A 19,818-nucleotide genomic window follows, 5' to 3' on the forward strand; every position below is an offset into this window, starting at 1 on the left:
GCCGCCTCAGATCAGGCGGGCCACTCGGCGAGGAAGGACTCCGCCGACCAGGTGCCGTCCAGCGGGGCCCCCAGCCATCCCGGCGCGGCCGCGCGGAAGGCGGCGGGCTCCAGCCCGCCGGCCCCCTCCGGTACGGCGCCCAGCAGCGGGAGCCCGGACTTCGGGAGGTCGGCGAGGTTGCACCGGGAGGCCAGGTCGGGCGCGGCGGGCCAGCTGCCGACCACCACCCCGAGCGCGCTGACGGACCGGGCCGCGAGGGCCTCCGCCGTCAGGTCGGTGGTGTTCAGCGTGCCCAGCCCCGAGGGGGCCACCACCAGCACCGGCGCCGCCATCAGCCGCGCCGCGTCCGCCAGGGTATGCCCCTCCTCGTCGAAGCGCACGAGCAGCCCGCCCGCGCCCTCCACGAGCACCAGGTCGTGCTCGGCGGCCAGCCGTGCGGCGGCCTCCGCGATCCCGGCCGGGGTCAGCGTCGCCCGCCCGGAGCGCCGCGCGGCGGTGTCCGGGGCCAGGGGCTCGGGGTAGCGGGCCAGTTCCAGCGCGGTCACGGCCGGGCCGGCGAGCCGCACGACCTCGGCGGCGTCCCCGGGCTCGTCCGGGCCCACCCCGGTCTGGGCTGGCTTGAGCACCGCCACCGAACGCCCGGCGGCCAGGGCGGCGGTCGCGATGGTCGCGGTGACCACCGTCTTGCCGATCTCCGTGCCGGTACCGGACACGACGACTACGGACATCTCAGCCTTCCTGCGCCGCTGCGACGGCCGCGCGGCAGATCCGGGCCACGTCGGCGTCGCCGGTGACGAACGGGGGCATGGTGTAGATGAGGTCGCGGAACGGGCGCAGCCAGACGCCCTCCCGGACCGCCGCCCGGGTGGCCGCCCAGACGTCGACCGGGTGGTCGAGCTGGACCACGCCGATGGCCCCGAGCACGCGTACGTCCTTGACCCCGGGTACGGCGGAGGCCTCGGCGAGGCCCTCGCGCAGGCCCGCCTCGATCCGCTTGACCTCGCGGGCCCAGTCCTGGCCGAGCAGCAGGTCGACGGAGGCCAGGGCCACGGCCGTGGCGAGCGGGTTGCCCATGAAGGTCGGTCCGTGCGCCAGCACCGGGACCTCGCCCCGCGAGATCCCGTCGGCGACCCGCTCGGTGCACAGGGTGGCCGCGAGGGTGAGGTAGCCGCCGGTCAGGGACTTGCCCAGGCACATGACGTCCGGGGTGATGCCTGCGTGGTCGGCGGCGAAGAGCGCGCCCGTGCGGCCGAAGCCCGTCGCGATCTCGTCCAGGATCAGCAGGACCCCGTACTCGTCGCACAGCTCGCGCAGCACCCGCAGGTACCCCGGGTGGTGGAAGCGCATGCCGCCCGCGCCCTGCACCACCGGCTCCACGATCACCGCGGCCAGCTCGTCGGCGTGCGCGGCGACCAGCGAGCGCAGGTGGTCCGTGTACGCCGGATCGACGGGGGTGTCGAAGTCCCCGGGCGGGGCGTCGGCGAAGACCTGACGGGGCAGGTGGCCCTGCCACAGCTCGTGCATGCCGCCGTCGGGGTCGCACACGGCCATCGGCTGCCAGGTGTCGCCGTGGTAGCCGCCGCGCCAGGTCAGCAGCCGGGTCTTGCCGGTGCGGCCCAGCGAACGCCAGTACTGCAGGCACATCTTGACGGCGACCTCGACGGACACCGACCCGGAGTCGGAGAGGAAGACGTGCTCCAGACCGGCGGGGGTGATCTCCACCAGCCGGGCCGCCAGCCGGACGGCGGGCTCGTGGGTGAGCCCGCCGAACATCACGTGCGACATCCGGCCCAGCTGCGAGGTCGCCGCCTCGTTCAGCACCGGATGGTTGTAGCCGTGGATCGCCGACCACCAGGAGGACATGCCGTCGACCAGCTCCTCCCGCCCCTGGGCGGGGGAGGCGAGCCGCAGCCGGACCCCCGAGGCGGAGGAGACCACGAGGGTCTCCTGCCGCCCGGGCATCGGGCCGTACGGGTGCCAGACGTGCTGCCGGTCCAGGGCGAGCAGGTCCGCCGTGTCCGACGAGGGGTCGAGCGGGTCGTGCAGCGGGAACTGGTCACGCATTGGGGGCGATGTCCGTCCCCGCGCCGCGGCGGCGTACCGCCACCAGGTCCGAACGCACCTCGCCGGCCTCCGCCTGGGCGGGCGCCGGGGCTTCCGCGGCGTGTCCGGAGCAGCCGCCGCAGGCCGAGCCGCAGCCGGGGGCCTGCGCACCGTCCGCCGGCCCGCAGCCGCCGGAGCCGGCCGAGGACCCGCACATGCCGCCCGCGGGGGCGGCCGCGGCCGCGGCCGCGACGTCGGCGCGGTGCGCGGGCAGGGTGGTCGTACCGGCGCCCTCCACCTCGAAACCGGCGTCCGCGATCATGTCGAGGTCGGCCTGGCCGGCCTGGCCCTCACTGGTGAGGTAGTCGCCGAGGAAGATGGAGTTGGCGATGTGCAGCGCGAGCGGCTGCATCGAGCGCAGGTGCACCTCGCGGCCGCCCGCGATCCGGACCTCCACGTCGGGGCAGACGAAGCGGACCATCGCGAGGATCCGCAGGCAGCGCTGCGGGGTGAGGTTCCACTCCTTGGCCAGCGGGGTGCCCTCGAAGGGGATCAGGAAGTTCACCGGGACGGAGTCCGAGTCCAGCTCGCGCAGCGAGTAGACGACGTCGACCAGGTCCTCGTCGCTCTCGCCCATGCCGGCGATCAGGCCGGAGCAGGCCGACAGGCCCGCCGCGTGCGCCTTCTGCACCGTGTCGACGCGGTCCGCGTAGGTGTGCGTCTTGGTGATCTGGCCGTACGTGGCCTCGGAGGTGTTCAGGTTGTGGTTGTAGGCGTCCGCACCCGCCTCGCGGAGCTTCTCGGCCTGGCCCTCGGCGAGCAGGCCCAGACAGGCGCAGACCTCGACGCCCTCGTTCTGCTCCTTGATGGCGGCGATCGTCTCGCCGACGCGGGCCACGTCACGGTCGGTCGGACCGCGTCCGCTGGCCACGAGGCAGACCCGCTTGGCGCCGCCGGCGACGCCGGCCGCGGCCGCCTGGGAGGCCTCCTCGGGCTTGAGCCACGTGTACTTGAGGATCTCGGCCTTCGACCCCAGGCGCTGGGAGCAGTACGAGCAGTCCTCGGGGCAGAGCCCCGACTTCAGGTTGACCAGGTAGTTCAGCTTGACGCGGCGCCCGAACCACTGGCGGCGCACCTTGCCGGCAGCGGTCACCACGTCGAGCAGTTCGTCGTCGGAGGTCGCCAGTACGGCGAGCGCCTCCTCGCGGGTCGGCAGCTCGCGCCGCAGTCCCTTTTCCACCAGGGTGTTCAGCAGGTCCATGCGCCCGATCCTGTCCCACGCGACCACTCCCGGCCAAGGAGAGATCGGACAACATGGCCGGAAGGAGGTGTGTGGATCGCCACACCAGCCCCTCGGGTCACGGCGGATAGGGTCGAGCAGATCTGTCGACTGCCGACAAAACGCGAGACACACCGCGAGACGCGACGCGAGGACCGCCGATGACCCAGCACACCCCGCAACCCGAGGACGTCTTCGCCTGGATCGACGGCGCGGAGCGCGTCCGAGAGCAGGCGGGACTGGTGCGGACCCTGCGCCCGAGGCCCGCCTCCTCACCCCTGCTGGACCTGGCGAGCAACGACTACCTGGGCCTGTCCCGGCACCCGGAGACCGTGCGTGGTGCCTGCGAGGCGGCCGAGCGCTGGGGTGCCGGCGCCACTGGATCGCGCCTGGTCACGGGATCGACCGAACTTCATGCCGAACTTGAGCGGGAGCTCGCCGCGTTCGCGGGCTTCGAGTCCGCTCTGGTGCTTTCGTCCGGATACGCCGCGAACCTGGCCGCCGTGACCGCGCTCAGCGGCCGGGGCACGCTCGTGGTCTCCGACGCCGGGAACCACGCCTCGATCGTCGACGGCTGCCGGCTCTCGCGGGCCGAGGTCGCGGTCACCCCGCACGGCGATCCGGAGACGGCCCGCAAGACGCTGGCCGGGCACGAGGGCCGGGCGCTGCTGGTGACCGACTCGGTGTTCTCCGTCGACGGGGACGCCGCCCCGCTCGCCGAGTACCACGCCGCCTGCCGGGCCGAGGGCGCCGCGCTGGTCGTGGACGACGCGCACGGGCTGGGGGTGCTGGGCGAGGGCGGCCGCGGCGCGCTGCACGCCGCCGGGCTCGCGGGCGCGCCGGGGGTGGTCGCCACGATGACCCTCTCGAAGTCACTGGGGAGCCAGGGCGGCGCGGTGCTGGGGCCGGCGAAGGTCATCCGGCACCTGGTCAACACGGCCCGTGCCTTCATCTTCGACACCGGGCTGGCCCCGGCCGCCGCCGGTGCGGCGCTGGCGAGCCTGCGCCTGCTGGGCCGGGAACCGGAGCGCGCGGCCCGGGTCCGGGAGGTGGCCGCCGAGCTGTACGGGCGGCTCACCGCGTCCGGCCTGACCGCGGCCCGGCCGGACGCGGCCGTGGTGTCGGTGCGGGCCCCGTCGGCTTCGGCGGCACTGCGCTGGGCCGCCGACTGCCGCGAGGCAGGTCTGTCCGTGGGGTGCTTCCGTCCGCCGTCGGTGCCGGACGGCATCTCCCGGCTGCGGCTGACGGCTCGGGCGGATCTCACGGGGGACGAGATCAGCCGGGCCGTCGGCACGGTCCTCGGGACCGCTCCGGCCGGGGCCACGGACCGCTAGGCGTCACGTCACACGCGCACGTCCGCCCTTACGGAGGCGAGGAAGCCGTCCCAGGCCGGCCCGGTGAAGAGCACGGCCGGGCCGTCCGTCCGCTTGGAGTCGCGGACGGCCAGCAGGCCGCCGGTCAGGGCGGCCGCTTCCACGCAGTTGTTCATTCCGGTGCTGCGGCTGCTCCGCCGCCACCGCGCGCTGTTCAGAAGTCCGCTGGTGGATAAGGGGGTTGCGGACACGGGGGTGCCTCCTTTTACGCGTCGTCAGCGATAGAGCTGATGAGATCCGACGAGTCACGGGGCGGGAGGGCGTGCGCCTGGATGGTGCGGAACGCGGCGCTGTACGCCTCTAGGTCTTCCTTCCGCTCCAGATAGAGGCTACTCGTCAAATGGTCGAGCACCACCACATCCAGATCGGCGATGTTCGGAAATGAGAAAATTACGAACGGTCCGGTCAGGCCGAGATGGCCCCCCACGGTGAACGGCAGTACCTGGAGCCGCACTTGGGGCAGCCGCGCCACCTCCACCAGGTGCCTCAGCTGCTCCTCCATCACCCCCGGCCCGCCGATCTGCCGGCGCAGCACCGCCTCGTCCAGCACGGCGCTCAGCTCCAGCGGCGGATCGGACCGCAGCACCGCCTGCCGGGCCAGCCGTACGTCCACCAGCGCGTCCACCTTCGGCTCCGGCAGCCCGCCCAGCGCGGCCCGGGTCACGGCCCGCGCGTAGTCCGGGGTCTGGAGCAGCCCCGGCACCACCGACAGCTCGACGGTCCGCGCCGCCCGGGCCCCGGCCTCCAGGCTGATGAAGTCCCGGTACTCCTGCGGGAGCAGGCCCCGGTAGTCGTGCCACCACTGCCGCCCCCGCGCCGCGTCCCCGCTCGCCGCCGGACCGGCCGCCGAGGCCCCGAGGGCCTCCAGCAGGGCGCGCTGCTGGGCGCTGACCACGTCCCCGTAGGCGTCCAGCAGCAGCCGGATGTCCTCGGTCTTCACGCCGCTGCGGCCCGTCTCGATCCGGCTTACCTTCGACTGGTGCCAGCCGACGATGCGGGCCACCTCGCCGCTGGTGAGACCGGAGCGGTCGCGCAGCGCGCGCAGCTCCTCGCCGAGTTTGCGCCGACGTACCGCGGGACCGTGCTGCATACCCGCTCTCCTTCCACCGGCACACTCCGCACCAGTCTGCCGTCCAAATACGCTCTTCCGTAGCAGAGTTCACCGCATTGAGCGACAGATATATGCATATCTTGGGGGAACGGCGGAAACGGCGGCACGATGGGTGGCACTCTGGCGCTCAGCGTAGATCCGGGGCGGCTCCGTCCCGGTGGGAAAGGGACGTCGCCATGGCAGATCAGCTGGAAGCATCCGTCACTCTGCCGAGCGATCCGGTGTCGGTGGCCGCCGCCCGCCGCTACGTGGCGCAGGTACTGAGCGACTGGGGACTTCCCGAGGACGCGGGCACCGCGGACACCGTCCGGCTCATCGTCTCGGAACTCGCGACCAACTCCGTGCAGCACACCTTCGGCCAGTCGCCCACCTTCACCGTCGACGTCCGCCTCGAACGCGAGGAATGGCTGCGCGTCGGAGTGACGGACAGCCACCCGCGCTGGCCCAAGCGGCTCCCCGCCGCCGTCCAGCAGGACAACGGCCGCGGGATGGTCATCATCCGCTGGCTGGCGGCCGAGGCCGGCGGCCGGCTCTCGGTCAGCCCCACCGAGGACGGCGGCAAGACCGTGTGGATCGCCCTGCCCTGGCCCGCCGGCGCCGCCGCGCGCACCCTCAGGGGCTGTTGAGCCCACCGGCCGCGGGCCGTATACGAACCGCCCCTCCGGGACCGGGGCGGAACCGAACCGAGTGCCTTCCCGAAACGTGGGTTAACTCGGCGGAAAAATACGCGCCCTACGGTGTGTTCCTCGCTCATCCGCCAATGATCACCCACGCTCCGGTAAAGCGGCGGTGATGGAGGCGGAAAGGCTCGCCCTGCCTTGGGCAAGAGACGCTTGGCACGGATAAGCGCAGGTCAACAACGTGTTGACGGCCGGTACGGTCGCTCCGGCGCGATGAAGGCCATGTCCCGGAAGCTTGGTGATACAGGTGCAATTGACACCACATGAACAAGAGAGACTCCTCATCCATGTGGCCGCCGACGTGGCCGAGAAACGCAGGGCGCGCGGGGTGCTCCTCAACCACCCCGAGGCCGTGGCCCTGATCACCTCGCACCTCCTCGAAGGGGCCCGGGACGGACGGACCGTGGCCGAGCTGATGGCCTCCGGCCGCACCGTGCTCACCCGGGCGGAGGTCATGGAGGGCATCCCCGAGATGATCCACGACGTCCAGGTCGAGGCGACCTTCCCCGACGGCACCAAGCTCGTCACCGTCCACGACCCGATCGTCTGAGGGGGAGCCGCAGCATGATCCCCGGCGAGATCGTCCACGGGGACGGACCGGTGCGCCTCAACGAAGGCCGCCCCGTCACCCGCCTCACCGTCCTCAACGCCGCCGACCGGCCCGTACAGGTCGGCTCCCACTACCACTTCGCCGAGGCCAACCCCGGCCTCGAGTTCGACCGGCGGGCCGCGCGCGGCCGGCGCCTGAACATCGCCGCCGGCACCGCCGTCCGCTTCGAGCCGGGCATCCCCGTCGCCGTGGAACTCGTACCGATCGGAGGCCTGCGCACCGTGCCCGGACTGCGCGGCGAGACCGGAGGGCAGCTCGATGGCTGAACTCTCCCGCCAGGCCTACACCGACCTCTTCGGGCCGACCGCCGGTGACCGGATCCGGCTCGCCGACACCGCCCTCTTCGTCGAGATCGAACGGGACCTCAGCGGCGGCCCCGGCAACTCCGGCGACGAGGCGGTCTTCGGCGGCGGCAAGGTCATCCGGGAGTCCATGGGGCAGGCCCGCACCACGCGCGCCGAGGGCGCCCCCGACACCGTCATCACCGGCGTGGTCATCCTCGACCACTGGGGCATCGTCAAGGCCGACCTCGGCATCCTGGGCGGCCGCATCTGCGGCATCGGCAAGGCCGGCAACCCCGACACCATGGACGGCGTCGACCCCGCACTCGTCATCGGCCCCGAGACCGAGATCATCGCGGGCAACGGGAAGATCGTCACCGCCGGCGCCATCGACGCCCACGTGCACTTCATCTCCCCGACCGTCGTCGACGAGGCCCTCGCCTCCGGCATCACCACCCTCGTCGGCGGCGGCACCGGCCCCGCCGAGGGCTCCAAGGCCACCACCGTCACCCCCGGACCCTGGCACCTGGCCCGGATGTTCGCGGCCCTGGAGGCCTACCCCGTCAACATCGGCCTGCTCGGCAAGGGCAACACGGTGTCCCGCGAGGGCATGCTCTCCCAGCTGCGCGGCGGAGCACTCGGCTTCAAGATCCACGAGGACTGGGGCGCCACCCCCGCCGCCATCGACACCTGCCTGAGCGTCGCCGACGAGACCGGGGCCCAGGTCGCCATCCACACCGACACCCTCAACGAGGCGGGCTTCGTCGCCGACACCCTCGCGGCCATCGCCGGACGGACCATCCACTCGTACCACACCGAGGGCGCGGGCGGCGGCCACGCACCCGACATCATCACCGTGGTCTCCGAGCCCAACGTCCTGCCCAGCTCCACCAACCCCACCCGCCCGCACACCCTCAACACCGTCGAGGAACACCTCGACATGCTGATGGTCTGCCACCACCTCAACCCGGCCGTCCCCGAGGACCTCGCCTTCGCGGAATCCCGGATCCGGCCCTCCACCATCGCCGCGGAGGACGTGCTCCACGACCTCGGGGCCATCTCCATCATCTCCTCCGACTCCCAGGCCATGGGCCGCGTCGGCGAGGTCGTGCTGCGCACCTGGCAGACCGCCCACGTGATGAAGCAGCGCCGCGGCTTCCTGCCCGGCGACGGCCCCGCCGACAACCACCGGGCCCGCCGCTACGTCGCCAAGTACACGATCAACCCGGCCGTGGCCCAGGGCCTCGCCAAGGAGATCGGCTCCGTCGAGGTGGGCAAGCTCGCCGACCTCGTGCTGTGGACCCCCGCCTTCTTCGGCGTCAAGCCCGAGCTCGTCGTCAAGGGCGGCCAGATCGCGTACGCGCAGATGGGCGACGCCAACGCCTCCATCCCCACCCCGCAGCCGGTCCTGCCCCGGCCCATGTACGGCGCCATCGGACGCGCGCCCGCCCTCAACTCCCTCAACTTCACCTCACAGGCCGCCCTCGACGACGGCCTCCCCGAACGCCTCGGCCTCGGGAAGAAGTTCACGGCCATCGAGAACACCCGCAAGCTCGGCAAGTCCGACATGCGCAACAACGACGCCATGCCGAGGGTGGAGGTCGACCCCGACACCTTCACCGTCACCATCGACGGCGAGGCCGTGGAGCCGGCACCCGCGGCCGAACTGCCCATGGCACAGAGATACTTCCTGTTCTGATGAGCCTCGCCGCGCTGCTCGTCCTCGCGGACGGCCGCTTCCCCGCCGGAGGACACGCCCACTCCGGCGGGGCGGAGGCCGCCTGCAAGGCGGGCCGGATCCACGACGCCGCCACCCTGGAGCAGTTCTGCCGGGGCCGGCTGCACACCGCCGGGCTCACCGCCGCCGGGCTGGCCGCTGCCGCCGCCCTCGGCCTCGACCCGGCGGAACTCGACGCCGCCGCCGACGCCCGCACCCCCTCGCCCGCGCTGCGCGCCGCCGCGCGGCGGCTCGGCCGGCAGCTGCTGCGGGCCGCCCGCGCCACCTGGCCCGCCGCCGAACTGGACGCGCTGGCCGCCGCCTTCCCGCGCGGGGCGCACCAGCCCGTGGTGCTCGGCGTCACCGCCCGGGCCGCCGGGCTCGGGGCCCTGGACGCCGCGCACGTGGCGGCGTACGAGAGCGTCAGCGGGCCGGCCACGGCGACCGTGCGGCTGCTCGGCCTCGACCCCTTCGAGGCCAGCGCCGTACTCGCCCGGCTCGCCCCCGACCTCGACGCCGTCGCCGCCCGGGCGGCCGAGACGGCCCGGCTCGCCCGCACCGAGGGCGCGCACGTCCTGCCCGCGGCCTCCTCACCGCTGCTGGAGATCGCGGCGGAGGCACATGCCGACTGGGCGGTACGCCTCTTCGCCTCCTGAGCGCGAGCGCCCCCACCACCTTCCCCAAGGAGACCTGACGTGCACCTCGACCACGACGTGACGTTCCCCCACCGCCACACCCACAACGCCGGCCCGCTGCGCGCCGACGGCACCCGCCGCGCCCTGCGCGTGGGCCTCGGCGGCCCCGTCGGCTCCGGCAAGACGGCCACCGTCGCCGCCCTCTGCCGGGCCCTGCGCGCCGAACTGTCCATGGCCGTCGTCACCAACGACATCTACACCCGCGAGGACGCCGAGTTCCTGCTCCGCGAGGCCGTCCTGCCCCCCGAGCGGATCAGCGCCGTGGAGACCGGCGCCTGCCCCCACACCGCCATCCGCGACGACATCTCCGCCAACCTGGAGGCCGTGGAGGAACTGGAGGAGGCCTTCCGGGACAGCGCCCCCCTCGACCTGATCCTCGTCGAGTCCGGCGGCGACAACCTGACCGCCACCTTCTCCCGGGGCCTGGTCGACGCCCAGATCTTCGTCATCGACGTGGCCGGCGGCGACGACATCCCCCGCAAGGGCGGCCCCGGCGTCACCACCTCCGACCTCCTCGTCGTCAACAAGACCGACCTCGCCCCCCACGTCGGCTCCGACCTGGAACGCATGGCCCGCGACGCCGCCGCCCAGCGCGGTGAACTGCCCGTCGCCTTCCAGTCCCTGCGCGGCGCCGAAGGCGTCGCCCCGGTGGCCGACTGGGTACGCGGCCGGATCGCCGCCTGGGCCGTACGGTGACCAGCGCGCCCCCCGCCGCCCCCCACCCGGCCTCCCTCCGCGCCACCGCCCGCATCCGCGCGGCCGCCGACGGGCGCGGCGGCACCGCCCTGCCCCTGCTGGCCGGGGAGGGGCCGCTCGCCCTGCGCCGCACCCGGGGCGAGGGCGCCGAGGCGGGAGTGATGCTGGTCGGCGCGATGAGCGCCCCCCTCGGCGGCGACCACCTCACGGTGGAGGCCGAGGCGGGCCCCGGCGCCCGCCTCGCCCTGCGCTCGGCGGCAGCCACCCTGGCCCTGCCCGGCCGCACCGCAGAGCCCGCGCGGTACGACGTACGGCTCGCGCTGGCCGACCGGGCGGCGGTGCGCTGGCTGCCGGAGCCGCTCGTCTCCGTGCGCGGAAGCGACCTGCGCGCCACCACCCGCGCCGAACTGGCCCCCACCGCCCGCCTCCTGCTGCGCGAGGAGCAGGTGCTGGGACGCAGCGCCGAGGCCCCCGGCCTGCTGCGCAGCCGGCTCACGGTCACCCGGGACGGCCGGCCCCTGCTGGACCAGGAGCTGTCCTGCGGCCCGGGAGCACCGGGCGGCTGGGACGGCCCGGCCGTCACGGCGGGCCACCGCGCCCTGGGCCAGCTCCTCGTCGTCGACCCGCGCTTCGAGCAGGACCCGCCCCGGGCCGCCGTACTGGGCGAGTTCGCGGCGGCCACCCCGCTGGCCGGTCCCGCCGTACTCGTCACGGCCCTCGCGCCGGACGCGCTGCGACTGCGCGAACTGCTCGACGGGGCGCTGCGCACGTACGGGTGGTGACGGGGGGGACAGAACCGGGGCAATGGGACACCGCTCAGCGGTACACACGTTTCCGGTTATCGGGTTGGCAAAGAACTCGACCGTGCTCTGTTGCCAGGTACCGGTCAGACGAAAGGATCCCCCTGTCCCAAACCCGCCGCTCCGGGCGGCATATGACCAGGGGGATCAATCACGTGATACGCAACGCGACGCTGGGGAGCGCCGCCACCCTCATCACCGGCGCGCTGGCGGCCGGCCTGCTGCTCGCGCCGCCGGCCTCGGCCGCTCCGGCCGGCCGGGACAACGGCGGCGCCGAGGCGATCGGCGTCCAGATCGCCGCCGCCCGCGCCGCACGCGCCGGCATCGACTGGAAAGACTGTCCTGCCGACTGGGGCTTCGACAAGCCGATCCAGTGCGGCTGGGTCAAGGTTCCGCTCGACTACACCAAGCCCTTCGGCAAGACCATCGAGCTCGCCGTCGACCGTGCCGTCAGCACGGGCACCAAGGAGGAGCGCCAGGGCGCCCTCGTCTACAACCCGGGCGGTCCGGGCGGTTCCGGCATGCGCTTCCCGCGCCGGGTCACCACCAAGAGCCCGCTGTGGGTCAACACCTCCAAGGCGTACGACTTCGTGGGCTTCGACCCCCGCGGCGTCGGCCACTCCGCGCCGATCTCCTGCATCGACCCGCAGGAGTTCGTGAAGGCCCCCAAGGCCGACCCGGTCCCCTCCAGCGAGGCCGACAAGCGCGCCCAGCGCAAGCTCGCCGCCGAGTACGCGGACGGCTGCAAGGAGCGCAGCGGCGAGATGCTGCCGCACATGACCACGCCGAACACCGCACGCGACCTGGACGTCATCCGGGCCGCCCTCGGCGAGCAGAAGCTGAACTTCCTCGGCGTCTCCTACGGCACCTACCTGGGCGGGGTCTACGCGACCCTCTTCCCGACCCACGTGCGCCGCATGATCGTCGACAGCGTCGTCAACCCGGCGCAGGACAACATCTGGTACGAGGCCAACCTGGAGCAGGACGTCGCCTTCCAGATGCGCTGGAACGACTGGCAGGACTGGGTCGCCAAGAACGACGCCGCCTTCCACCTCGGCGACACCCGCGCCAAGGTCGAGGCCAAGTACCAGGAGCTGCGCGGCAAGGCCAAGGCCAACCCGCTCGGCGGCGTCGTCGGCCCGGCCGAGCTGATCGGCTTCTTCCAGGGCGCCCCGTACTACGACTCCTCGTGGGTCCCGGTCGCGCAGGCGTTCAGCGCCTGGGCCGCCGGTGACGAGAAGCCGCTGATCGAGGCCATCGCCCCGGACATGTCCGACACCAAGGGCAACGCCGCTTCCGAGAACAGCAACGCCGTGTACACCGCGGTGGAGTGCGCCGATGCCAAGTGGCCCACCAGCTGGGCCAAGTGGGACCGGGACAACACCGAGCTGCACAAGAAGTACCCGTTCCTGACCTGGTCGAACGCGTGGATGAACCTGCCGTGCGCGACCTGGAAGTCCAAGCAGAGCACCCCGATCGAGGTCGGCGCCAAGCGCGGCATCGCCCCGGTCCTGATCGTCCAGTCCGAGCGTGACGCGGCCACCCCGTACAAGGGCGCCGTCGAGCTGCACCGCCGCCTGGCGGGCTCGCGCCTGATCACCGAGCAGAACGCCGGCTCGCACGGCGTCACCAGCCTGGTGAACCCCTGCATCAACACCCGCGTGGACGCCTACCTGCTCACCGGCAAGGTCGACGCCCAGGACGTGAAGTGCGGCCCGCACGCCACCCCGGTGCCGCCGGCCCCGGCCGCGGCGAAGTCCCTCGCGGAGGCCCCGGCCGCCGCGCTGGCGCAGCACGAGGAGCTCCCGGCCGTCCGCTAGGACCCGGAAGGCAGCCCCCGTAGGACCCGTAGGACCCGTAGGACCCGTAGGACCCGTAGGACCCCGTAGGACCCCGTGAGGGGCGGGAGAAGGCTCAGCGCGAGGAGCGCCGGGCCTTCTTCCGCTTCTCTTCCTCCTCGGCCTTGGCCTCGGCCGCGTACCGGTCCACGTACTCCTGGCCGGACAGGCCCAGGATCGCGTACATGATCTCGTCCGTGACCGCGCGCAGCACCGCCCGCTCGCCCTCCATGCCCGCGTACCGGGAGAACTCCAGCGGCGCCCCGAAGCGGATCGTGACCCGCCGGATCTTCGGGAGCCTCTGGCCGGGCGGCTGGATCTCGAAGGTCCCGAGCATCGCGCAGGGCACCACCGGCACGCCCGCGCCCAGGGCCATGGCCGCCACCCCGACCTTGCCCTTGTAGAGCCGTCCGTCGTGGGAGCGGGTGCCCTCGGGATAGATGCCGAGCAGCTCGCCCTTGGCCAGTACCCCGAGCCCCTCGCGCAGGGCCGCCTGCCCGGCGTCCTTGCCGGAGCGGTCCACCGGGATCTGCCCGGCGCTGCGGAAGAAGGCGGCGGTCAGCCGGCCCTTGAGGCCGGGCCCGGTGAAGTACTCGGCCTTGGCGAGGAAGGTGATCCGGCGCTTGAGGATCGCGGGCATCAGGAAGTGGTCCGAGAAGGACAGGTGGTTGCCCGCGACGATCGCGGCGCCCTCCGGGGGGATGTTCTCCAGCCCCTCGATCCGCGGCCGGAACAGCAGCCGCAGCAGCGGACCGAGCAGTACGTGCTTGAGCAAGTGGTAGAACACCAGGCCGCTCCCGTCGATGCCCCTATGTCACGGCCATCCTACGGACAGTCAACGCGGGGCCGGGAGGGTCAGGCGCTGCGCGAGGCGGCCAGCCCCATCGTCAGCAGCCCCAGCACCACCCAGCCGAACCACAGCCAGCCGTTGCTGCCGAGCGCCACCGAGTACGTGGAGACGGCCACCAGAGCGGCGAAGGTCGTCACGGCCATCGCCTTAACGGATCCGGTCATGCCCCATGGTGGCGCCTGATGCGGGCTCCGCGCTACTGGCCGCGCTGCTGGAGCGAGGCGAGATACGCGTTGTAGGCGGCGAGCTCCTTGTCGCCGTCCCGGTCGGCGGCCCGGTCCGAGCGCCGCGCCACCCGCTGCTCCGAGTGGTACCACTGGTAGACCAGCGCGATCAGCACCAGTACCGAGGGGATCTCGCTGAACGCCCAGGCGATGCCGCCGCCCCACTGCTGGTCGAGCAGCGGGTCGATCTCCAGGGAGGCCGGCGGGCTCGCGTACGTCTTGATCATCGGCTCGCTGGCCATCATCAGCGCGATGCCGAAGAAGGCGTGGAAGGGCATGCCCGCGAACAGCTCCAGCATGCGCATCACGTAGCCGGGACGGTGCGGGCCCGGGTCCACGCCCATGATCGGCCAGAAGAAGATCAGGCCGACGGCGAGGAAGTGGACCATCATGCCGATGTGGCCGGCCCTGCTCTCCATCAGGAAGTCGAAGACCGGGGTGAAGTACAGCGCGTAGAGGCTCGCGATGAACATCGGGATGGTGAACGCCGGGTGGGTGATGATCCGCATGTACCGGCTGTGCAGCAGCATCAGGAGCAGCTCGCGCGGCCCCTTGTGCCCGCGCGCAGCCGGCGGCAGCGCCCGCAGGGCCAGCGTCACCGGGGCGCCGAGGAGCAGCAGGATCGGGGTGACCATGCTGATCACCATGTGCTGGACCATGTGCACGCTGAACATGACCATGCCGTAGTCGTTCAGCTTGGTGCACATCACCAGCACCACCGTCAGCACGCCGGTGACGAAGGCGGCCGTCCGGCCCGGCGACCAGGAGTCCCCGCGCCCGCGCAGCCGCAGTACGCCCCACCCGTACAGGGCGAGCCCCAGCAGCGAGCCGAACAGGAAGAAGGCGTCGAAGGAGAACTCCAGTCCGCGCCCGAGAGTGAACGGTGGCAGGTCCATGTTCATGTCCATGCCGTGACCGCTGTGATCCATGCCTTCACTCCCTTGACTGTGGCGCCCCACCACAGTAGTGCCGCCCCCGGACGCGATCGCGTCCGGGGGCGGCATCAGAAGGGGGAAAACATCACAGAACGGTCTGGGCCTCGGAGTAACGGTCCGTCGGGACCGTCTTCAGGGTCGAGGTGGCCTCCGCGAGGGGGACCATCACGATGTCCGTGCCGCGCAGGGCCGTCAGCATGCCGAACTCGCCCCGGTGCGCCGCCTCCACCGCGTGCCAGCCGAAGCGGGTGGCCAGCACCCGGTCGTACGCGGTGGGCGTGCCGCCGCGCTGGACGTGGCCCAGGATGACCGGACGGGCCTCCTTGCCCAGGCGCCGCTCCAGTTCGACGGCCAGGATGTTGCCGATGCCCGCGAAGCGCTCGTGGCCGTACTGGTCCTTGCCGCCCGCCTGGTACTCCATCGTGCCGGGGAGGGGCTTGGCGCCCTCGGCGACCACGACGATCGCGAACCGCTTGCCCGCCGAGAAGCGCTCGCCGACGATGGCCGTCAGCTCCTCGATGTCGAAGGGGCGCTCCGGGACGACGATGGCGTGCGCGCCGGCCGCCATGCCCGAGTGCAGGGCGATCCAGCCGGTGTGGCGGCCCATGACCTCCACGACCATCACGCGCTGGTGGGACTCGGCGGTGGTCTTCAGCCGGTCCAGGGCGTCGGTGGCGACCCCGACGGCGGTGTCGAAGCCGAAGGTGACGTCGGTGGAGGCGATGTCGTTGTCGATGGTCTTCGGCACGCCGACGATCGGCAGGCCGCCCTGGGCGAGCAGGTTGGCCGCCTTCAGGGTGCCCTCGCCGCCGATCGGGATGATGGCGTCCAGGCCGAGGTCCGCGACGTGCCCGCGGGCCCGCTCCACGCCGTCGCGCAGGTGCGCGGGCTGGACCCGGGAGGAGCCGAGGATGGTGCCGCCGCGGGCCAGGATGCCGGCGACGGAGTCCAGGTCGAGCTTGCGGTAGTCGCACTCCAGGAGGCCGCGCCAGCCGTCGTGGAAGCCGATGACCTCGTCGCCGTGGTCGACGACGGCGCGGTGCACGACGGAGCGGATGACGGCATTGAGGCCGGGGCAGTCGCCGCCGGAAGTGAGCACACCAATGCGCATGGCAGGAAGAACCTTTGCAACGTGGGCCGACGACCGGACCACGTCGTCCGGTTGGAACTACCCGTCACCCTACAAGCGGTTTCCCGCTGGACTGAACCATCCTCCACAGGATGGTCGGAACAAACAGAAGATCGTACGAACGCACACCGGCCCGGACTCCCCGAGGGGGGTGGTCCGGGCCGGTGGCCGTGCGGCAGGGGCGGCAGCGCCCGCTACGCGGTCTGCGTGGCCGCCGCGATGCGCTCCGCGCGCAGCGCGTCGTACCAGCGGTCGTCTATGGCCGGCAGCGCGTTCACGTCGAGGGCCAGCTTCAGCAGGTGGTCCGCGATGAGCGGGTTGCGCGCCATCACGGGGCCGTGCATGTACGTGCCGAAGACGGTGTCGTTGTACGCGCCCTCGGTGCCGTCTCCGGTGCCGTTGCCGCGGCCCATCGTCACCCGGGCGAACGGCCGCGCCGTCGGGCCGAGGTGCGTGACGCCCTGGTGGTTCTCGAAGCCCGTCAGCTGCGGCAGGCCGAGGCGCGGGTCGATGTCGGCGATGACGTCGCCGACGCACCGCTCGCCCTCGCCGCGCACGGTCACCACGTCCAGCAGGCCCAGGCCCTGCTGGCGCTCGCCCATGTCGTTGACGAACTCGTTGCCGAGGATCTGGTACCCGGCGCAGACGGAGAAGACGATCGCCCCGTTCGAGACGGCGCGCTCCAGGCCGCCGTCACGCAGCAGCCGCTCGGCGGCCAGCCGCTGCGGCCGGTCCTCGCCGCCGCCGATCAGGTAGATGTCGCCCGAGGTCGGGATGGGCTGGTCGCTGCGCACGTCCACGCGCTGCACGTCCAGGCCGCGCTGGCGCGCCCGGCGCTCCACGACGAGGCAGTTGCCCTGGTCTCCGTACGTGCTGAGCAGGTCGGGGTAGACCCACACCAGACGCAGGCTGTTGTCGCTCATGCTCTTGTCCTTCGAAGGTCTGGGTACTAGTTGCCGACGCGGCGGCGCACGTCCTGGAAGGCCGTGTAGTTGGCGATCAGCTCGATCTGCCCGGGCGGCGCCAGCTGGACGGCCTCGTCGAGGGTCTCGCAGACGCGGAAGTCCAGGCCCGCGACCTCCAGGCGGACCGCGAGGTCGAGCTTGCGGTCGCCGATCACGAAGATCGGGTGCCCGGCGAGGCGCGGGTAGTCCACGTCCCACAGCCAGGAGGTGTCGGTGCCGTCCGCGCCGCGGGCGTTGACCGCGAGGATCACCGGCGCCGGCGGCCCGTCGATCAGCGAAAACGTTTCGAGCCAGCCCGCCGGGTTCTTCGCGAGCAGCAGCCGCAGCTCACGGTTCATGAAGCTGACCACGTCGTAGCGGCCGGCCACGGCCTGCACCTGGTACATGCGCTCCAGCGCGACCTGCGGCGGCACGCCGAACACGGCGGCCACGGCGGCGGAGGTGGCGGCGTTGGCCTTGTTCGCGCGGCCGGGCAGCTGGAGGTGGATCGGCCAGGCGCTGCCGTGCGGGTCGAGCACGTGGTCGCCGGAGAGCACCCAGCTCGGGGCGGGGCGACGGAAGCCGCACTCGCCGCAGAACCAGTCGTCGCCCGGGCGCTGCATGACGCCACCGCAGGAGGGGCACGACCAGGCGTCGTCCTTCCACTCCTGGCCGGCCGCCACCCAGACCACGTTCTGCGACGAGGACGCCGACCACACGATCAGCGGGTCGTCGCAGTTCGCGACGATGACCGCCTTGGAGCCCTGGAGCCCCTCGCGCCACTTCTCGGCGAGCATGCGGGTCTCGGCCGCGCGGTCCAGCTGGTCGCGGGAGAGGTTCAGCAGGGCGATCACCTTGGGGGTGACGTCCCGGGCCACCCCGGCCAGGTACTTCTCGTCCACCTCGATGACGCCGTACTTGGCGTCCGAGCCGCCGGCGAGCGCCGAGGTGATACCGGCCGGCATGTTCGCGCCCAGCGCGTTGGACACGACCGGACCGCTGGCCCGCAGGGCCTCCGCGATCAGGCGGGTCGTCGTGGTCTTGCCGTTCGTCGCGGAGACGAGGACGACATCGAGATGCTGCGCCAGCGCGCCGAGAAGATCGGGGTCCAGCCTGAGTGCGACCTTGCCTCCGATAACCGATCCGCTTCCGCGTCCCGCGGCCCGCGACACCGCCGCCGCGGCCTTGCCCGCCGTCACGGCCAGCTTGGCCCGCGGCGAAAGCGGCTCCGTGTTGCCTGCCATCGTCCCTTGTCCTCCTAGCGTCGGTCGCCCCAGCCTATCCAGTACCGGCCGCGGCCTTGACCGCGGCGCCCCAGGTCGCCGCGGATCCACTCATATATTCGCCCGTCGTACCCTTACCGCCATGCGACAGCGTCCCCTCCCCGGTACCACCGGTTCCGTACGCCCGATGACCCTGCTGGGCGAACCGGTGCTGCACTCTCCCTGCGCCGAGGTCACCGACTTCGGGCCCGAACTCGACCGGCTCATCGAGGACATGTTCGCCACGATGTACGCCGCCCAGGGCGTCGGGCTGGCCGCGAACCAGATCGGGACCGGGCTGCGGGTCTTCGTCTACGACTGCCCCGACGACGAGGACGTCCGCCACGTGGGACACGTCGTCAATCCCCGGCTGGTCGCGGCAGACGGGGACGAGTTCCGCGGCCCCGAGGGCTGTCTGTCGCTGCCCGGCCTGGAGGCGGGCACCGTCCGCTTCGACCGGGCGGTCGTCGAGGGGGTCGCCTCCGACGGGACGCCGGTGCGGGTGGAGGGCACGGGGTTCTTCGCCCGGTGCCTCCAGCACGAGTGCGACCACCTCGACGGCACGGTCTACGCGGACCGGGTGACCGGCCTGCGCGCCCGCCGGCTGCGCCGGGCCATCGGCAAGGCCCCGTGGGGCGGGACCCGGGGCTGAACGGCGGCGCGGGTCAGAAGCCGGGGCCGTCCGCGCGGTTGCCCGCGGTGGCCAGCCGGCCCCAGAGCAGGTCGGTGAGGCCCGCCACCAGCGCGGCCCGCTCACAGGGGCGCTCGCCGAGCCACCAGTCGCCGGCCGCGTGCATCATGCCGACGATGCCGTGGCCCCAGATCCGGGCGAGCTGTTCGCCGCCGGGGCCGAGGTCGACCCGTTCCCCGACCACCTTCGCCAGCTCCTCGCCGAGCCGCCGCAGCAGCGGGGCGGAGTGCAGGCCGACGTCGAAGCCGCGCTCGCTGCTCTGGGAGTCCTCGGCGGGGTGCATCAGGAACCGGTAGACCTGCGGGCGGGCCTCGATGGCGGCGAGGTAGGTGTCCAGGGTGGATTCCACCCGCCTGCGGCGTTCGGCCGGGGCGTCGAGCGCGGCCCGCAGGGAGTCGAGCAGGGCGTCGGTGTGGCGTACGGCGAGCGCCTGGTAGAGACCCGCCTTGTCGCCGAAGTGCCGGTAGAGGATCGGCTTGGTGATGCCGGCCTCGGCCGCGATGGCGTTCATCGAGGCCTTGGGGCCGTCCCTGAGTACGACGCGGTCCGCCGCTTCGAGCAGCTCGCGCCGGCGGCGTTCTCCCGCTCCCGGCTCGCCCGGCTGCTGACTGGTCTCCATGACGTGTTTCTCTCCCCGCCCTTGCGATGTGCGTGACGCCC

At 72.7% G+C, this 19,818-nt stretch carries 22 protein-coding genes; 10 read left to right on the top strand and 12 right to left on the bottom strand.

Going from position 1 to position 19,818, the window contains the following annotated elements; genetic code table 11:
• Positions 1-11: 11 nt before the first annotated feature.
• The 3 genes from bioD to bioB are packed head-to-tail and all read right to left on the bottom strand — an operon-like array spanning position 12 to position 3,304.
• A complete protein-coding gene (gene bioD / locus ACZ518_RS09380; protein WP_469112419.1) occupies positions 12-728 on the bottom strand; it encodes a dethiobiotin synthase in 717 nt (238 codons plus the stop codon).
• 1 nt (position 729) lies between these two features.
• A complete protein-coding gene (locus ACZ518_RS09385; protein WP_469112938.1) occupies positions 730-2,046 on the bottom strand; it encodes an adenosylmethionine--8-amino-7-oxononanoate transaminase in 1,317 nt (438 codons plus the stop codon).
• Between the two features lie 10 nt (positions 2,047-2,056).
• Complete coding sequence (gene bioB, locus ACZ518_RS09390; RefSeq protein WP_469112420.1) at positions 2,057-3,304, bottom strand: biotin synthase BioB; 1,248 nt, start codon at positions 3,302-3,304, stop codon at positions 2,057-2,059.
• A 179-nt stretch (positions 3,305-3,483) separates the two neighbouring features.
• Here bioB and ACZ518_RS09395 point away from each other — a divergent pair, with 179 nt between their 5' ends.
• Entirely contained in the window at positions 3,484-4,656 is a 1,173-nt protein-coding gene (locus ACZ518_RS09395) for an 8-amino-7-oxononanoate synthase (RefSeq protein ID WP_469112421.1), read from the top strand.
• Between the two features lie 8 nt (positions 4,657-4,664).
• Here the strand turns inward: ACZ518_RS09395 and ACZ518_RS09400 are convergent, their stop codons facing one another.
• Together ACZ518_RS09400 and ACZ518_RS09405 are read right to left on the bottom strand one after the other, a co-directional pair.
• Positions 4,665-4,886, bottom strand: a complete 222-nt coding sequence (locus ACZ518_RS09400; protein ID WP_405981808.1) for a DUF397 domain-containing protein — start codon at positions 4,884-4,886, stop codon at positions 4,665-4,667.
• 14 nt (positions 4,887-4,900) lie between these two features.
• Positions 4,901-5,785: a helix-turn-helix domain-containing protein gene (locus ACZ518_RS09405; RefSeq protein WP_469112422.1), complete on the bottom strand. Its 885-nt coding sequence runs from the start codon at positions 5,783-5,785 to the stop codon at positions 4,901-4,903.
• 197 nt (positions 5,786-5,982) lie between these two features.
• Between ACZ518_RS09405 and ACZ518_RS09410 the strand changes: the two genes are divergently transcribed.
• The 8 genes from ACZ518_RS09410 (at position 5,983) to ACZ518_RS09445 (ending at position 13,105) form a co-directional block, all read left to right on the top strand.
• On the top strand, positions 5,983-6,432 hold the full coding sequence (locus ACZ518_RS09410) for an ATP-binding protein (protein WP_469112423.1): 450 nt from the start codon (positions 5,983-5,985) through the stop codon (positions 6,430-6,432).
• A 301-nt stretch (positions 6,433-6,733) separates the two neighbouring features.
• Positions 6,734-7,036 (top strand): urease subunit gamma, encoded by a 303-nt coding sequence (locus ACZ518_RS09415; RefSeq protein ID WP_361610790.1) that lies wholly within the window; start codon positions 6,734-6,736, stop codon positions 7,034-7,036.
• A gap of 14 nt (positions 7,037-7,050) precedes the next feature.
• A complete protein-coding gene (locus ACZ518_RS09420) occupies positions 7,051-7,362 on the top strand; it encodes an urease subunit beta (protein WP_469112424.1) in 312 nt (103 codons plus the stop codon).
• Positions 7,355-9,076 (top strand): urease subunit alpha, encoded by a 1,722-nt coding sequence (locus ACZ518_RS09425; RefSeq protein WP_469112425.1) that lies wholly within the window; start codon positions 7,355-7,357, stop codon positions 9,074-9,076. The genes ACZ518_RS09420 and ACZ518_RS09425 overlap by 8 nt, the downstream gene beginning before the upstream one ends.
• Positions 9,076-9,750, top strand: coding sequence for an urease accessory protein UreF (locus ACZ518_RS09430; RefSeq protein ID WP_469112426.1), 675 nt, complete (start codon positions 9,076-9,078; stop codon positions 9,748-9,750). Before ACZ518_RS09425 ends, ACZ518_RS09430 begins: the two co-directional genes overlap by 1 nt.
• 39 nt (positions 9,751-9,789) lie before the next feature.
• The gene (gene ureG / locus ACZ518_RS09435; protein WP_469112427.1) at positions 9,790-10,485 is read left to right on the top strand and encodes an urease accessory protein UreG; all 696 of its coding nucleotides are present in this window, start codon (positions 9,790-9,792) and stop codon (positions 10,483-10,485) included.
• The gene (locus ACZ518_RS09440) at positions 10,482-11,267 is read left to right on the top strand and encodes an urease accessory protein UreD (RefSeq protein ID WP_469112428.1); all 786 of its coding nucleotides are present in this window, start codon (positions 10,482-10,484) and stop codon (positions 11,265-11,267) included. The genes ureG and ACZ518_RS09440 overlap by 4 nt, the downstream gene beginning before the upstream one ends.
• A gap of 173 nt (positions 11,268-11,440) precedes the next feature.
• Positions 11,441-13,105: an alpha/beta hydrolase gene (locus tag ACZ518_RS09445; RefSeq protein ID WP_469112429.1), complete on the top strand. Its 1,665-nt coding sequence runs from the start codon at positions 11,441-11,443 to the stop codon at positions 13,103-13,105.
• A 94-nt stretch (positions 13,106-13,199) separates the two neighbouring features.
• Here ACZ518_RS09445 and ACZ518_RS09450 read toward each other — a convergent pair whose 3' ends face one another.
• The 6 genes from ACZ518_RS09450 to ACZ518_RS09475 all read right to left on the bottom strand — a co-directional run bounded on the left by ACZ518_RS09450 (position 13,200) and on the right by ACZ518_RS09475 (position 18,449).
• Positions 13,200-13,910 (bottom strand): lysophospholipid acyltransferase family protein, encoded by a 711-nt coding sequence (locus ACZ518_RS09450; protein ID WP_469112430.1) that lies wholly within the window; start codon positions 13,908-13,910, stop codon positions 13,200-13,202.
• A gap of 68 nt (positions 13,911-13,978) precedes the next feature.
• Entirely contained in the window at positions 13,979-14,137 is a 159-nt protein-coding gene (locus tag ACZ518_RS09455) for a hypothetical protein (protein WP_185911042.1), read from the bottom strand.
• A 32-nt stretch (positions 14,138-14,169) separates the two neighbouring features.
• Positions 14,170-15,126 (bottom strand): cytochrome c oxidase assembly protein, encoded by a 957-nt coding sequence (locus ACZ518_RS09460; protein WP_469112431.1) that lies wholly within the window; start codon positions 15,124-15,126, stop codon positions 14,170-14,172.
• 91 nt (positions 15,127-15,217) lie between these two features.
• A complete protein-coding gene (locus ACZ518_RS09465; RefSeq protein ID WP_469112432.1) occupies positions 15,218-16,243 on the bottom strand; it encodes a 6-phosphofructokinase in 1,026 nt (341 codons plus the stop codon).
• Positions 16,244-16,455: 212 nt separating this feature from the next.
• Positions 16,456-17,184, bottom strand: a complete 729-nt coding sequence (locus tag ACZ518_RS09470) for a type 1 glutamine amidotransferase (protein ID WP_469112433.1) — start codon at positions 17,182-17,184, stop codon at positions 16,456-16,458.
• A gap of 26 nt (positions 17,185-17,210) precedes the next feature.
• Complete coding sequence (locus tag ACZ518_RS09475; protein WP_469112434.1) at positions 17,211-18,449, bottom strand: MurT ligase domain-containing protein; 1,239 nt, start codon at positions 18,447-18,449, stop codon at positions 17,211-17,213.
• A gap of 121 nt (positions 18,450-18,570) precedes the next feature.
• Between ACZ518_RS09475 and def the strand changes: the two genes are divergently transcribed.
• Positions 18,571-19,119, top strand: coding sequence for a peptide deformylase (gene def, locus ACZ518_RS09480; protein WP_469112435.1), 549 nt, complete (start codon positions 18,571-18,573; stop codon positions 19,117-19,119).
• A 13-nt stretch (positions 19,120-19,132) separates the two neighbouring features.
• Here def and ACZ518_RS09485 read toward each other — a convergent pair whose 3' ends face one another.
• The gene (locus tag ACZ518_RS09485; protein WP_469112436.1) at positions 19,133-19,777 is read right to left on the bottom strand and encodes a TetR/AcrR family transcriptional regulator; all 645 of its coding nucleotides are present in this window, start codon (positions 19,775-19,777) and stop codon (positions 19,133-19,135) included.
• Between the last annotated feature and the right edge of the window lie 41 nt (positions 19,778-19,818).

The sequence above is a fragment of the Streptomyces sp. NPDC033966 genome (assembly GCF_055575955.1).

What these genes read in the sequence shown, in the direction of transcription:
- ACZ518_RS09485 (WP_469112436.1), bottom strand. Translation starts at nt 19,777, where the DNA reads ATGGAGACCAGTCAGCAGCCGGGCGAGCCGGGAGCGGGAGAACGCCGC.
- ACZ518_RS09455 (WP_185911042.1), bottom strand. Translation starts at nt 14,137, where the DNA reads ATGACCGGATCCGTTAAGGCGATGGCCGTGACGACCTTCGCCGCTCTG.
- ACZ518_RS09395 (WP_469112421.1), top strand. Translation starts at nt 3,484, where the DNA reads ATGACCCAGCACACCCCGCAACCCGAGGACGTCTTCGCCTGGATCGAC.
- ACZ518_RS09405 (WP_469112422.1), bottom strand. Translation starts at nt 5,785, where the DNA reads ATGCAGCACGGTCCCGCGGTACGTCGGCGCAAACTCGGCGAGGAGCTG.
- ACZ518_RS09420 (WP_469112424.1), top strand. Translation starts at nt 7,051, where the DNA reads ATGATCCCCGGCGAGATCGTCCACGGGGACGGACCGGTGCGCCTCAAC.
- ACZ518_RS09425 (WP_469112425.1), top strand. Translation starts at nt 7,355, where the DNA reads ATGGCTGAACTCTCCCGCCAGGCCTACACCGACCTCTTCGGGCCGACC.
- ACZ518_RS09475 (WP_469112434.1), bottom strand. Translation starts at nt 18,449, where the DNA reads ATGGCAGGCAACACGGAGCCGCTTTCGCCGCGGGCCAAGCTGGCCGTG.
- bioD (WP_469112419.1), bottom strand. Translation starts at nt 728, where the DNA reads ATGTCCGTAGTCGTCGTGTCCGGTACCGGCACGGAGATCGGCAAGACG.
- ACZ518_RS09465 (WP_469112432.1), bottom strand. Translation starts at nt 16,243, where the DNA reads ATGCGCATTGGTGTGCTCACTTCCGGCGGCGACTGCCCCGGCCTCAAT.
- ACZ518_RS09470 (WP_469112433.1), bottom strand. Translation starts at nt 17,184, where the DNA reads ATGAGCGACAACAGCCTGCGTCTGGTGTGGGTCTACCCCGACCTGCTC.
- ACZ518_RS09410 (WP_469112423.1), top strand. Translation starts at nt 5,983, where the DNA reads ATGGCAGATCAGCTGGAAGCATCCGTCACTCTGCCGAGCGATCCGGTG.
- def (WP_469112435.1), top strand. Translation starts at nt 18,571, where the DNA reads ATGCGACAGCGTCCCCTCCCCGGTACCACCGGTTCCGTACGCCCGATG.
- ACZ518_RS09430 (WP_469112426.1), top strand. Translation starts at nt 9,076, where the DNA reads ATGAGCCTCGCCGCGCTGCTCGTCCTCGCGGACGGCCGCTTCCCCGCC.
- ACZ518_RS09460 (WP_469112431.1), bottom strand. Translation starts at nt 15,126, where the DNA reads ATGGATCACAGCGGTCACGGCATGGACATGAACATGGACCTGCCACCG.
- bioB (WP_469112420.1), bottom strand. Translation starts at nt 3,304, where the DNA reads ATGGACCTGCTGAACACCCTGGTGGAAAAGGGACTGCGGCGCGAGCTG.